The organism is Gemmatimonadaceae bacterium (genome assembly GCA_035533755.1).
Lineage (GTDB): Bacteria > Gemmatimonadota > Gemmatimonadetes > Gemmatimonadales > Gemmatimonadaceae > JAGWRI01.
The window spans coordinates 200150-213031 of the sequence record DATLTC010000009.1 but is presented as its reverse complement, the minus strand read 5'-3'; the positions used below and the strand labels follow the sequence as shown (position 1 = coordinate 213031).

Here is a 12882-nt window from a genome sequence, read left to right as displayed (position 1 = left end):
GCTCAAGCGTCTCCGATGAGTGTGGGAACGCTCTCCCTGAGCACGCGGGCCGGAATGGCGCCCGGACGGATCACGCGCGGATGACGACCCATGCAGTCCACCACGGTTGACGGCGGCGAGGGCGCGAGGCGACCGCCGTCGAGGACGCGGAGATCGCCCCGGGCCACGGCCTCGCCCCACTGGGCCAGAATCTCCCCCGCGGTGGTGGCCGGCGGAACCCCCGGGCGGTTGGCGCTCGTTGAAGTCATGGCGTCGCCGTGGGCGCGGATGAGCCGCGCGATGCCCGGGTGGCTGGTCCAGCGCACGGCCACGCCGCCCTCCGGGCCGCGGAGCTGGGAGGACACGCGGCGCTCGCCGCCCGCCAGCACGAGCGTGAGTGGGCCGGGCCAGTGGCGGGCGGCGAGATTGGCCGCGTAGCTGGGCAGCGACAGATCCAGCCGAGCGAGCGTCTCGCTGCCGTCGACGAGCAGCAGAAACGGTTTGCCGGGCGGACGCCGCTTGAGGCGGATGAGCGCGGCGACCGAATCGCGATCGATCGCGCCGCCGAACCCGTACACGGTCTCGGTGGGATACGCGAGGACGCGGCGCCGCTCCATCTGCTCGAGCGCGGGGCGGATCGCGGCGGTGATCTCCTCGTCCGACCAGAACGGATAGCTGAGCGAGTCGGCTCTCATGGCGCGAGCGGGAACAGCGCCTCGGCGCGCGCGAAGTCGGCCTCCTCGGTGACCTTGAGCGCGCGTTCGCTGCCGCGGACCGCGGCCACCGGGACTCCCAACTGCTCGCACAGCGCGGCGTCGTCGGTGGCCTGGAGGCGCCGCGCGTGGGCCGCGCGATGCACGCGCACGATCGTCTCGCGGGAAAATCCCTGCGGCGTCTGGGCGCGCCAGAGGCGCGCGCGGTCCACCGTGCGCACCACCTGCATGGCGTCGTCGAGTTCCTTGAGCGTGTCCACGACCGGCATCGCGGCCACCGTGGCCGTGCCCTGCTCCACGCCCGCGATCACGCGGTCGATCGTGGCCAGATCCACGAACGGCCGCGCGGCGTCGTGGACGAGCACGATCTGCGCCTCGTCGGCGAGATCGTCGAGTCCGTTGGCCACCGACTCGGTGCGCGTGCGGCCGCCCACCGAGACGAGCAGGCGGTCCACGTCGCACTGGAAGATCCAGGGCGGCGGATCGCCGGCGAAGCGCTGCGGCAGCACGCACACCACGGTGAGCACGCGGGGATGCGCCATGAAGGTCTGGAGGGAGTGCAGGAGCATCGGCTTGCCGGCGATCCACCGGAACTGCTTGAGTTCCTCGCCTCCCGCGCGCGTGCCGGCGCCGGCGGCGACGATCACCACGCCCACGTCGCGCGGCGTCATCCGAACAGCCGCCCGAACAGTTGGTCCACCGTGCGGATGCCCACCGTGCGGATGCGCGGATCACGACGCTTGGGAATGCCGCGCTCGGCAAGATACGCCGTGGTGATTCCCTGGTTGGCGGCTTCGGCCAGGCGCCGTTCGGCTTGCGACACGGGGCGGACCTCGCCGCCCAGTCCGACCTCGCCCAGGAAGATCACGTCGGGCGGGAGCGCGCGATCGTGGATGCTGGACGCGAGGGCGGCGGCGACGGCCAGATCGCCGGCTGGCTCCTGCAGCCGCATGCCGCCGACGACGTTCACGAAGACGTCGAGCTGCGCGAACGTGAGGCCGGCGCGTTTGTCGAGCACGGCGAGGAGGAGGGCCAGCCGGCGTCCTTCGAGTCCGGTGCTCACGCGCTGCGGCGTGCCGAAGCCGGCCTTGGTGACGAGTGCCTGGACCTCGAGCAGCATGGGGCGCGAGCCCTCGAGCAGCGCGGTGACGGCGCTGCCCGACGCGGACGCGAGGCGGTCGCCGAGAAAGAGCTCGGACGGATTGGCCACCGGCTCGAGCCCCTGCTGCGTCATCCGGAAGACGCCGATCTCGTCCACGCTGCCGAACCGGTTCTTGGTGGCGCGCAGCACGCGGTAGTCGAGCGTGCCGTCCCCTTCGAAGTAGAGCACCGTGTCGACGATGTGTTCGAGCGTCTTGGGGCCGGCGATGCCTCCGCCCTTGGTGACGTGCCCCACGACCATGACCGCGGTGCCGCTCTCCTTGGCAAAGCGCATGAGGCGGGCCGCGCACTCGCGCACCTGGCCCACGTTGCCCGGCGCGCCTTCGAGATCGGTGGTGAACAGCGTCTGGATGGAGTCGACCACGAGCAGCGCCGGGGCGCGCTCGGCGGCGGTGGCGATGACCGTTTCCAGGTTGGTCTCGGCGAGCAACGGCACTTCGGCGGCCGAGCCGCCGAGGCGGTCGGCGCGCAGCTTGACCTGGAACGCCGATTCCTCGCCGGAGGCATACAGCGTGGGCCGGCCCGCGGCTTCGAGCTGCGCCGCGACCTGCAGCAGCAGCGTGGACTTGCCGATGCCGGGCTCGCCGCCCACGAGCACCATCGAGCCGGGCACGAGGCCGCCGCCCAGCACGAAGTCGAATTCATCGAGCCGGGTGGGCCAGCGTGCCGTGGCGCCGCCCTGGACCTCGCGCAGCCGCGGCGCCGGGGCGACACTGCCGCCGTGTCCGAACGCGCGGACTCCCGCGGCGCGGCGCTGGGCGCCCGAGCCCGCCGTGGCCTTGGGCGTGACCGGCTCCTCGACCAGGGCGTTCCACTCGCCGCAACTCTCGCACCGGCCGGCCCACTTGGCGTGCTCCGCCCCGCACTCCGTGCAGCGGTAGGCGGTCCGTGCCTTGGGGCTCACGGGCCCACGACGCGCTGCGCGTAGTTCTCGAACCGCGTGTAGTGCTTGTGGAAGTACAGGTTCACGATGCCGGTTGGGCCGTTGCGCTGCTTGCCCACGATGACTTCCGCCTTGCCTTCGAGGGAGTTGCCGTCCTTGTCCGTCGGACCGTCGTAGAATTCCTGACGGTAGAGGAACATGATAAGGTCGGCGTCCTGTTCGATGGCACCAGATTCCCGCAGGTCGGACAGTTGTGGCCGTTTGTTCTCGCCGGTGCGGAGTTCGGGCGCGCGGGAGAGCTGCGACAGCGCCACGACGGGCACCGCCAACTCCTTGGCCAGCGCCTTGAGGCCGCGCGAGATCTGGCTGACCTCCTGCTGGCGGCTCTCGGAGTTGGACGGCCCGGACATCAGTTGCAGATAGTCCACGATGACGAGCCCGACGTTGGCGTCCACCTTGAGGCGGCGCGCCTTGGAGCGCATCTCGAGGAGCGTGATGCCGGGCGTGTCGTCGATCCAGATCGGCGCCGAACTGAGGATCCCGGCGGCGCGCGCCAGCCGCGGCAGGTCGTCGTCGCGCAGCGTGGCCTTGCGCAGCCGCTGCGCGTCCACGCGGGCTTCGCTGGTGAGCATGCGCTGCACCAGCGCTTCCTTGCTCATCTCGAGCGAGAAGAACGCCACCGGCGTGTTGTGCTCGATGGCCGCGTGCTGCGCGATGTTCAGCGTGAACGCCGTCTTCCCCATCGAGGGACGCGCCGCGACGATGATCAGGTCGGCATTCTGGAATCCCGAAGTGATCTCGTCGAGATCGTTGAAGCCGCTTCCCACGCCGGTGATCGTCTTGCCGCCGCGCTGGAGCGCTTCGATGCGCTCCATCGCGGGCCACATCAGCTCCTTGATGCGCGTGAAGCCCTCGTTCTGGCGCTGCTGGCTGACCTGGAAGATGCGGGATTCCGCGGCGTCGAGCAGCTCGGCGGAGGTGTGCTGGCCGGCGTAGGCGTCGGTGACGATGCCGGTGGACACCTGGATGAGCGACCGGATGAGCGCCTTCTCACGGACGATCTTGGCGTGGTACTCGACGTTGGCCGCCGTGGGCACGGCGTCGACCAGGAACCCGATGTATTCCTTGCCGCCGGCGGCTTCGAGATCCCCGCGGCGGGTGAGCTCGTCGGCGAGCGTGAGCGGATCGACGACCGTGCTTCGCTGGGTGATGGCGGCCATGGCGCGGAACACGCGGCGGTTCCGCTCGACGTAGAACATCGCGTCGTCGAGCACCTCCACGGCGCGCAGAATCGCGTCCTGGTCCATGAGCATGGCGGACAGGACGGCGACTTCGGCGTCTTCGGAATACGGCGGCTGCCGATCCCGGAAGGCGTCACCCTCGTGCGCGGGCGTCATCGAGTATTCGGCGGGCGAGCTGGACATCTTCCCAGGTGGGTCGCTTCCAGGAGGGGTTTCGGAGTAGGGCGGCCGGGTGATAAGTGACGATCAACGGCACGCCATAGTATCGGTGAATCTGACCGCGAAGCTTGCCGATCGTGAGCTTGGTGTCCAGGAGCGTCTGGGCGGCGAAGGTCCCGAGGGCGAGGATGACCTTGGGCCGGATCAGTTCGATCTGGCGGATGAGGTACGGGCTGCATGCCCGGACCTCGTCGGGCAGCGGGTTGCGATTACCCGGCGGACGGTGCTTGAGCACGTTGCCGATGAACACGTCTTCGCGCTTGAGATCGATCGCTTCGAGGATCTTGGTCAGGAGCTGGCCGGCCTGGCCGACGAACGGGCGCCCCGTCTCGTCCTCCACGGCGCCCGGGGCCTCGCCCACGCACATGAAGTCGGCGTCGGGATTGCCCTCGCCGGGCACGGCCTGCTTGGCGCCGCTGTACAGCGTGCACTTGGTGCAGCCGCGCACCGCGTCGGCGATCTGGTCCAGCGACGCGAACTGCGGGGGATCACCCCCGAAGAGTTCGCGCGATGCGGTGCCGACCACGAGGCCCGCGGGCGGCAGTGGCGTCGGCGCGCCCGTGGGCGGCGGGACCACGGCGGCGGGCTCGGCCACCGGCTGCACCGGCTGGCTGCGCGGCGGCTCGGGTGGCGGGACGGGCGGACGCTCTCGGGCGGCGGGTGCCGCTGCCGGCGCCGGTGCGGGACTCACCGGCGACGGTCCGGCGCCGGCCTGCGTGAGTGCGGCGCGCCAGTCGGTGCCCGACGCCCCGGTGCGATCGCCGGCGCCGAGCATGCGCAGCGCGTCCTCCACGGAGAGGCCGTCGAGCACCATCTCCGATTCCCCCATCTCGCGCCGTTGTTCGAGATATCGGCGCAGCTGTTCTCTAGCGTCCATCGACGAGGCGCTCCACGCGATCGAGAATCGCATCGGCCACCGCGGTCTTGGGCATCAATTCCAGGCGTTCTTCGCGGCCCGCGCGGTCGAGCAGCGTCACCCGGTTGGTGTCCACGCCGAATCCGGCGCCCGGCTCCGTGGCGTCGTTCACCACGATCAGGTCCAGGTCCTTGGCTTCGAGCTTGGCGCGGGCATTGGCCAGCACGTCGTTGGTCTCGAGCGCGAATCCCACGATCACCGCGCCCGGCCGGCGGGCGCCGCGCGTAGCGGCGAGGATGTCGACCGTGAAGTCGAGCGCAACGGCCGGCGCCTTCGCGCCCTTCTTGATCTTGCTCGGCATGGGGTGGGCTGGCGTGAAATCCGCCGGTGCCGCGGCCATGACCAGCAGGTCGGCGTCCGGCAGCGCCTCCCGCACCGCGCGGGCCATCTCCTCGGTGGACTCCACCTGGGTCAGTCGTGGCCCGACCGGGGGCTGGATGGCCAGCGGACCGGCGATGAGCTCCACGTCGGCGCCGCGGCGCCACGCCGCGGCGGCAACGGCGGCGCCCATCCGGCCGCTGCTGTGGTTGGAGATGTAGCGCACGGGATCGAGCGCTTCGCGCGTGGGGCCCGCCGTGACGACGACGCGCTTTCCGGCGAGCGGACCGGCGGGTTCGAGCAGACGCCCCACGTGAGCAACGATCGTCTCCGGCTCCGGCATCCGACCGGGACCGCTGCCCTCGCCCGCGGCGAGCATGCCCTCGTCGGGCGGGAGGACGCGGTACCCGAGGCCGGCCAGGTGGGCGACATTGCGCTGGGTCTGCGGGTGGGCCCACATACGGTCGTTCATCGCCGGGACGAGCAGCACCGGGCAGGTAGCGGCAAGGAGGCAGGCGGTGAGCAGGTCATCGGCTTGCCCCGCCGCGGCGCGCGCCATGAAGTCGGCGGTGGCCGGCGCGACGACGATGACGTGGGCCGCACGGGCCAGCGTGATGTGTTCGAGGGCATGGCCGGCGTCGAACAGGCCGGCGTGCACCGGGCGCCCGGTGAGGGCTTCGAACGTGATCGGCCCCACGAATTCGGTGGCCGCGCGCGTCATGACCACGTCCACTTCCGCGCCGGCCTTGGTGAGCAGCCGGGCCACCCAGGCGGACTTGTAGCTGGCGATTCCGCCCGTGATGCCGAGCAGAATGCGCCGCGATGCGAAGGGTCGAGTGGGCGTGAGACTCATGCGACGCGATGAGAGGGCGAGCGCCGGCCCGCGGCGGCGGAGATTACTCGCCGCGCAGGCGCGGCACGACGCGATACGTGAGCTTGCCGCTCGACAGATCTTCCATGGCGCGCGTGGTCAGCTTCTTCTCGCCCATGGCCGAACGGTCGCGCGGGAACTCGTTGAGCACCCGGGCGTACTTCGCCGCGACGAGCACGCCGAGGTACTTGTTGGCCGCGTGCTTGGCGATTTCGAGGGGAGTGAATACTCGCATGATTGAGTCCGTCAGAAGGATTGGCTTTCGATTTCCCGCTCCAGGCGCTCGATGAGCAACGTGACCTGATGCCGCAGGTCCGCCACCCGCTCGCGACTGGCCACTTCCGCATCGATGATCGACGATACGAGACTCACCGCGCTCTCGAGCTCGTCGTTCACCACCACGTATTGGTACTCGTCCACCGCCTGCAGTTCCTGAAGCGCCGACTGCAACCGGCTCACCAATTGCGACCCGCTTTCCGTATCGCGCTCGCGCAGGCGCTGCAGCAGCACCTCGCCCGAGGGCGGCAGGACGAACACGCTCACCGACTGCGGGAAGGCGCGCCGGAACTGGAGCGCACCCTGCACGTCGATGTCCATGATCACGTGCTGTCCGGCGCGCAACACCCGGTCCACCTCGGACTGGAGCGTGCCGTACAGATTGCCGTGCACTTCAGCCGACTCCGCGAACTCCCCCCGCTCCTGGCGATCGATGAACTCCCGACGCGACAGAAACTGGTAATCCCTGCCCTCCACCTCGCCCGGCCGCGGGCTCCGCGTGGTGCACGACACCGAGTATCCGACGTCCGTGCGCCGAGCGAGCACCGCCTTGGCGATCGTGGTCTTGCCGCCTCCAGATGGCGCCGAGAGGATGACCGGGAATGCGCTCATTCGAGATTCTCCACCTGCTCGCGAGTGCGCTCCAGCTCTTCCTTGATCAGCACCACGTCACCCACCACGACCGCGTCGTTCGCCTTGCTCCCCGTGGTGTTGGCCTCGCGGAGCATCTCCTGCAACAGAAATCCCAGCCGCTTGCCCACCCCGTCTTCCGGTCCCGCCCGGAGCGTGTCGCGGAACGCCGCCAGGTGGGCGCGGAACCGCGACAGTTCCTCACTTACATCCAACCGGTCGGCCAGAATCGCGATCTCCTGCTCCAGCCGCGCATCGTCCACCGACACGCCGGCCGCGATCTCCCGTACCGACGCCCGCAGGCGGTCGCGCTGCTCCACCAGCCGCTTGGGCGCCCGTTCGGCGATCCGGTCCAGCGCCGATCCGACATTCTCCAGGCGCTCCACCAGATACTCCGCCAGCCGCTCCCCTTCGGCCCCGCGCATCGCCGTGAGCGCGGCCACCGCCCGATCCACCACCGCCAGCAATTCCTCCACCGTTCCCGCAGCCGGTTCGGCGCCACCCGACACCACGACCTCGGGCAGTCGCAGCACCGTCGCCAGATCGAGCGGCTCGGAGAAACCGAACCGTTGCTGCAACTCGCGCAGCCGCGTGACGTACTCGCCCAAGCGATGCTCGTCGATGCCGACGCCCGACGCCGCCGTGTGATCGATGCGGGCGGAGAGGGTCACGGCGCCGCGGCCGATCCCGCGCCGCAGGGCTTCACGCACCTCGACTTCCCACCGCGCCAGCGCATTGGGGAGTTTGATGGACGGATTAAAAAAGCGGTGGTTGACCGAGCGCACTTCGACCGTGACCCGTGCCCCACCCACCGCTCCTTCCGCGGTCCCGAACCCCGTCATGCTTCGAATCATTGGCAGTCACGTAAGTTACGGCACCACAATGACCTTGTCAATTCCAGAACTCCCACCGAACTCCGTAGATCGAGGCCTGGCGAGGCATGAAGAATCCGGGCACCTGCGTGTACTTCTCCCCCAGCACGTTGCTGAACTGGTAGGAGAGCACGGCTCGCTCGATCCGGATTTCCAGCTGGGCGCCGATGGTGCGGTAGCCGTCCACGCGCTCGGCCGAGCCGTCGGCCAGGGGGAAGAAGGTGGCCGAGCGGTACTCGTGCGTGAGGCCCAGGAAGAAGTGGAAGGTGTTGTCGGGAAACCGGTTGAGAAGCGACGTGCTGATATACAGCTGGCTCCTGGCCTGGAATTGGGGCCGGTAGTACCCGGTGCTGTCGTTCCACCGCAGGGCAAACACGTCGGCGTTTATGCCCCGCCACACGCGCCCCTGGACGTTCACGAACTTGGCGCTGGCCGAGGGCTCGCGAACGCTGGTCAGCGAGTCGTTGACCAGCGTTGGGGCGGCGAGGGCGACGGCCCCTCGGGTGATCGTTCCGCCGCCGATCCAGAAATCGTGGATGCGCAAACCCGCTTCGAGCCGCCGATACTGCGGACTCAGCACGCTGTCGCGCACCATGGCGTCGCGGGCCTGGCCGACGGACGCCGAGAACCGGATGAAGCTCAGCGGCATGATGGTGGCGCTGACTTCGCGGCGCGAAGTGGAGTCGCGTCCCTTACCCTCGCTGAACGCGGCGAGCGAGAGGCCACGCCAGTCGTAGCTGGCGCGAACGCTCGGCACCGCCAGCGAGCGATGGAGCGCGACGAAGTAGTGTTCGGCGCCGCTGAACCGCACGCCCCAGCGGGAGAACCCGCCGGTGAGCAGATACTGGCTGCCGGACACCGCGGTATCGCTCTTGACCGCAGCGGAGTCGGCGGCGGTCGTGTCGGTGGGGATCGTCACCCCCGTGGTGGTGGCCGGACTGCCGCCGAAGGCGTACCGCGTGGTGCCGGCCACTCCCTGGATCCAGGGCCCCTGATCCGGATCGCCGTACCCCAGGCGCACGTAGGCGTCGCGGCGCGTGGACGCGAGCTGGGGGATCGAATCGAGGGTGTACGGATCGACGATGGATCCGCGGTGGCTGGCCACCTGCAGCATGAAGGCATCCACGCTGAACGCGCCGCGGGCCCAGCCAACGCGTCCCATGAGCGAGAGCTGGTCGCTGGTGGCGCCGGCGCGCTCCGGAGTCGTTCCGTACTGCTGGACGCCGAACTGGAGCGCTTCGCCGTGAGCAAACCGGCGTCCAAAGAACGCGCGATAGAGGTTGGTCTGCTGGTCGCCCGTGGCGATGTCGGTGCGGGTGTAGGGCGTGGTGCGATTCACGCGCCAGGTGTTGAGGTACACGCGCACCTCGGACGCCGACCGCTCGACGGTGATCTCCTCGATGGGCCACAGCGGCAGCTGCGAATAGTCCACCGCCCCGCCGTCGTGAGGATTGAACGAATCGTACTCGAGCCCGTCCATGAACACGCGCACGCGTCCCGCGTCGCCCAGATAGGCGGACGTCATCGGGGTGGCGATCCATCCCGTGCGGAGTCCCGTCACGCCGGGCAGGCGATCGAGCAGATCGCCCACGCTCCGCGCTCCGCTGGCGAAGATCTGGGCGCGGTCCAGCCGGTAGCTGCCGGTGGGATCCGCGAGCTGCGGCGATTCGGCGTGCGCGAGCGGCGCCTTGATGGTGTCCTTGGGCACCACGCGCTTGGCGATGGAATCGGGTACGGCCGGCAGGGGCACGAGCGCGCCCCCGGTGTCGGACTTCACCGTGGTGTCGCGCTTGGCGAGCGAGTCGCGTTTGGCCAGCGAGTCGCGTTTGGCCAGCGTATCTCGCCGGGCGAGGGTGTCACGCCCCTGGGCATGCGCGGCGGCAGGCAAAACGGCCCCGACCAGGAGGCCGAGGCCGGCACACCAGAGCGAGCGTCGCAGGAGCCGGATCAGGTCGCGCGCCCTCGAACGAGTTCCACGAACGTTCCCACCGGCACGCCGGTGGGGCCGCTCGGCATCACGACAAGATCGGTTTCGCTGTAGGCGGTGCCTGCGATGTCGAGGTGCACCCACGGGTACGACTCCGTGAATTCGGCCAGGAACAGCGCGGCGGTGATCGTGCCGGCGCCACGCCCGCCGGTGTTCTTGATGTCGGCCACTTCGGACTTGATGAGGGGCTTGTACTCGTCCCACATCGGGAGCTGCCACCCGCGTTCGCCCGAGCGATCGCCCGCGGCCAGCACTTCGGCGACGAGCGATTGGTCGGACCCCATGACGCCCGTGGCCAGATGGCCGAGCGCGATCACGCAGGCGCCGGTGAGCGTCGCGGCGTCCACGACGGCGGCCGGATCGAAGCGGCGCGCATACGAGAGCACGTCGGCGAGCACGAGCCGTCCTTCGGCGTCGGTGTTGATGATCTCGATGTACTTGCCGAGGTGGCTTTTCACCACGTCGCCCGGCTTGACCGCGGTACCGGACGGCATGTTGGTGGTGGAGCCCACGAGTCCGACGACGTTCACGCGGAGCCCGAGGCGGCCGATCGCTTCCATGGCGCCGAGCACGCCGGCGGCGCCGCACATGTCGTACTTCATCCACTCCATGCTCTGGGCAGGCTTGATCGAGATCCCGCCCGAGTCGAAACACAGGCCCTTGCCGACGAGCACCACCGGCTTGGCGCCCTTTGCTCCCTTGCGGTATTCCATGACGATGAGCTTGGGATCCTGCGGCGTGCCCTGGGCCACCGAGAGGAACGATCCCATGCCCTCCTGCTCCATCTCCGCGCGCCCGAGCACGGTGCACTGCATGCCGTGGCGCTTGGCGATATCGCGCGCGGTCTCGGCCAGGAAATCGGGCGTGCACAGGTTGCCGGGCATCATGCCGAGGGTGCGGGCCAGCGAGTGTCCGGCGCCGATCGCCACGCCCGCCGCGACGCCCTGCTCGGCGGCGGCCATGTCGGATCCAAGCACCACGCCGTTGGTGAGCGGCGCGCGCTGCTCGGCGGCCGGCGGCGGGGTCTTCACGTCGTCGTAGCGCCACGAACCGGCGATGAGGCCGAGCGTGATCGCCTCCGCATCGGCGGCGGTGAGGGCGCCCGCATGAAACGCCACCGAGCCGGTGCCCAGGCGCGCGGCCTGGCGGGCGGCCAGCATGGCGGCCCGGCGCAGCGCATCGGTGCGCTGCGTGACCTTGCCCATGCCCACGAGCAGCACGCGGCGAATGCCGGCGGCGCCACCGGCAAGGAACAGGAGTTCGTCGCGACTGCCGCGGAAGTCGCGCGCCGTGAGCGCGCGTCCCAGCGCCCCGCCGGTGGCGGCGTCGACCGGGGCGAGATCGGGCGTGAGGGCGGCGCCGTCAGCCAGCGCCAGCGCCAGCAACGGCGTGTCGAGCGCGGCGAAGGCGGCTGGTTGGGCTGAGATGGGGATCGGCATGGCTCCGAAGGAAGAAGAATACGTGAGGTCGGTGTGCCGCTCAGCCCGCCATCCCCTTGATGATCTGGTCGGCGAATCCCGAGGTGGACACTTCCGTGGCCCCCGGCATCTGACGGGCGAGATCGTAGGTGACGTGCCGGGACGTGATGGCGTTCTCGAGACCGCGAACGATCATCGTGGCGGCCTCGTTCCACCCGAGATACTCGAACATCATCACACCGGAAAGGATCACGCTGCCCGGATTGATCTTGTCGAGGTTGGCGTACTTGGGCGCCGTCCCGTGCGTGGCTTCGAATACCGCCACGCCGTCGCCAACGTTCCCGCCTGGCGCGATGCCCAGCCCGCCCACCTGCGCCGCGGCGGCGTCGGAGAGGTAGTCGCCATTGAGATTGGGCGTGGCGAGCACGGAATATTCGTTGGGCCGCAGGAGCATCTGCTGGAACATGGAGTCGGCGATGCGATCCTTGATGATCACGGCGTCGGCCCTGGCGTTGACGCCGGCCTTGCCGACGTCGGCTTCCGCCACGGTGACTTCGGGAAACTCGTTCCGCGCCACTTCGTACCCCCAATCGCGGAACGCGCCCTCGGTGAACTTCATGATGTTGCCTTTGTGCACCAGCGTCACCGACGGCAGGTTGTGCTTGAGCGCGTGCTGGATGGCCATGCGGATGAGCCGCTTGGACCCGAACTCCGACATCGGTTTGATCCCGATGGCCGAGTGTTCGCGGATGTCCGCGCCGAGTTCCGTCTTGATGAACGCACGCAGCTTGTCGGCCTCGGGGGAGCCGGCCTTCCATTCGATGCCCGCGTACACGTCCTCGGTGTTCTCGCGGAACACGATGATGTCGAGGAGCGCTGGTTGCTTCATGGGGCTGCCCACGCCCTCGAAGTAACGCACCGGCCGGATGCAGGCGTAGAGGTCGAGCATCTGCCGCAACGCCACGTTCAGCGATCGGATGCCGCCGCCGATCGGCGTCGTGAGCGGACCCTTGATGGCGACGCGGAACTCCTTCATGGCGTCCACGGTTTCCTGCGGCAGCCAATCCTTATAGTTGGTGAACGCCTTCTCGCCGGCGAATACCTCCATCCAGGCGACCTTGCGTTTGCCGCCGTAGCACTTGGCCACCGCGGCATCGAACACGCGCACCGAGGCGCGCCAGATGTCGGCGCCGGTACCGTCGCCTTCGATGAACGGGATGATCGGGTGGTCGGGGACCTTCAGCTCGCCGTTGGCGTAGCCGATGCGTTCCCCGGTCGCGGGGACGGTTGCGTATTTGTACGTCGCCATTGGGGGCGCCTGTAGTGAACGGTGAAACCGCACGGTGAAGAGCGTCGCTTAAGGTAAAGGCCGTGCCGGAGGCCGGGCAACCGCTCCGG

General features: G+C 69.4%; 12 protein-coding genes. All 12 read right to left on the bottom strand.

The genetic code is table 11. The annotated features are described in order from the left end of the window. Positions 1 to 2: 2 nt before the first annotated feature. From VNE60_01580 to icd, 12 genes are read right to left on the bottom strand one after another with little or no spacing between them, the layout of a single operon-like run. A complete protein-coding gene (locus tag VNE60_01580; protein ID HVB30197.1) occupies positions 3 to 674 on the bottom strand; it encodes an L-threonylcarbamoyladenylate synthase in 672 nt (223 codons plus the stop codon). Continuing rightward, a complete protein-coding gene (ispD, locus tag VNE60_01575; GenBank protein HVB30196.1) occupies positions 671 to 1363 on the bottom strand; it encodes a 2-C-methyl-D-erythritol 4-phosphate cytidylyltransferase in 693 nt (230 codons plus the stop codon). The genes VNE60_01580 and ispD overlap by 4 nt, the downstream gene beginning before the upstream one ends. Beyond that, positions 1360 to 2757, bottom strand: coding sequence for a DNA repair protein RadA (gene radA / locus VNE60_01570; GenBank protein ID HVB30195.1), 1398 nt, complete (start codon positions 2755 to 2757; stop codon positions 1360 to 1362). The genes ispD and radA overlap by 4 nt, the downstream gene beginning before the upstream one ends. Further along, positions 2754 to 4160 carry a replicative DNA helicase gene (gene dnaB / locus VNE60_01565; protein HVB30194.1) on the bottom strand — a complete coding sequence of 469 codons (1407 nt, stop codon included), beginning with the start codon at positions 4158 to 4160 and terminating at the stop codon, positions 2754 to 2756. The genes radA and dnaB overlap by 4 nt, the downstream gene beginning before the upstream one ends. Continuing rightward, entirely contained in the window at positions 4111 to 5073 is a 963-nt protein-coding gene (locus VNE60_01560; protein ID HVB30193.1) for a uracil-DNA glycosylase, read from the bottom strand. Before VNE60_01560 ends, dnaB begins: the two co-directional genes overlap by 50 nt. Then, a complete protein-coding gene (gene coaBC, locus VNE60_01555; GenBank protein HVB30192.1) occupies positions 5063 to 6283 on the bottom strand; it encodes a bifunctional phosphopantothenoylcysteine decarboxylase/phosphopantothenate--cysteine ligase CoaBC in 1221 nt (406 codons plus the stop codon). Before coaBC ends, VNE60_01560 begins: the two co-directional genes overlap by 11 nt. A 43-nt stretch (positions 6284 to 6326) precedes the next feature. Further along, positions 6327 to 6536: a DNA-directed RNA polymerase subunit omega gene (locus VNE60_01550; protein ID HVB30191.1), complete on the bottom strand. Its 210-nt coding sequence runs from the start codon at positions 6534 to 6536 to the stop codon at positions 6327 to 6329. 11 nt (positions 6537 to 6547) lie between these two features. Then, positions 6548 to 7189: a guanylate kinase gene (gene gmk, locus VNE60_01545; protein ID HVB30190.1), complete on the bottom strand. Its 642-nt coding sequence runs from the start codon at positions 7187 to 7189 to the stop codon at positions 6548 to 6550. Beyond that, positions 7186 to 8049, bottom strand: coding sequence for a YicC/YloC family endoribonuclease (locus tag VNE60_01540; protein ID HVB30189.1), 864 nt, complete (start codon positions 8047 to 8049; stop codon positions 7186 to 7188). Before VNE60_01540 ends, gmk begins: the two co-directional genes overlap by 4 nt. Positions 8050 to 8098: 49 nt before the next feature. Continuing rightward, positions 8099 to 9967, bottom strand: a complete 1869-nt coding sequence (locus tag VNE60_01535) for a Plug domain-containing protein (GenBank protein HVB30188.1) — start codon at positions 9965 to 9967, stop codon at positions 8099 to 8101. 59 nt (positions 9968 to 10026) lie between these two features. After that, positions 10027 to 11505 (bottom strand): leucyl aminopeptidase, encoded by a 1479-nt coding sequence (locus VNE60_01530; protein HVB30187.1) that lies wholly within the window; start codon positions 11503 to 11505, stop codon positions 10027 to 10029. Between the two features lie 40 nt (positions 11506 to 11545). Next, the gene (icd, locus tag VNE60_01525) at positions 11546 to 12793 is read right to left on the bottom strand and encodes an isocitrate dehydrogenase (NADP(+)) (protein HVB30186.1); all 1248 of its coding nucleotides are present in this window, start codon (positions 12791 to 12793) and stop codon (positions 11546 to 11548) included. Positions 12794 to 12882 lie beyond the last annotated feature (89 nt).

Excerpts from the sequence above, each read along its gene's own strand:
- VNE60_01580 (HVB30197.1), bottom strand. The coding sequence starts at position 674 with ATGAGAGCCGACTCGCTCAGCTATCCGTTCTGGTCGGACGAGGAGATC.
- dnaB (HVB30194.1), bottom strand. The coding sequence starts at position 4,160 with ATGTCCAGCTCGCCCGCCGAATACTCGATGACGCCCGCGCACGAGGGT.
- VNE60_01540 (HVB30189.1), bottom strand. The coding sequence starts at position 8,049 with ATGACGGGGTTCGGGACCGCGGAAGGAGCGGTGGGTGGGGCACGGGTC.
- VNE60_01550 (HVB30191.1), bottom strand. The coding sequence starts at position 6,536 with ATGCGAGTATTCACTCCCCTCGAAATCGCCAAGCACGCGGCCAACAAG.
- VNE60_01530 (HVB30187.1), bottom strand. The coding sequence starts at position 11,505 with ATGCCGATCCCCATCTCAGCCCAACCAGCCGCCTTCGCCGCGCTCGAC.
- icd (HVB30186.1), bottom strand. The coding sequence starts at position 12,793 with ATGGCGACGTACAAATACGCAACCGTCCCCGCGACCGGGGAACGCATC.
- gmk (HVB30190.1), bottom strand. The coding sequence starts at position 7,189 with ATGAGCGCATTCCCGGTCATCCTCTCGGCGCCATCTGGAGGCGGCAAG.
- coaBC (HVB30192.1), bottom strand. The coding sequence starts at position 6,283 with ATGAGTCTCACGCCCACTCGACCCTTCGCATCGCGGCGCATTCTGCTC.
- VNE60_01560 (HVB30193.1), bottom strand. The coding sequence starts at position 5,073 with ATGGACGCTAGAGAACAGCTGCGCCGATATCTCGAACAACGGCGCGAG.
- ispD (HVB30196.1), bottom strand. The coding sequence starts at position 1,363 with ATGACGCCGCGCGACGTGGGCGTGGTGATCGTCGCCGCCGGCGCCGGC.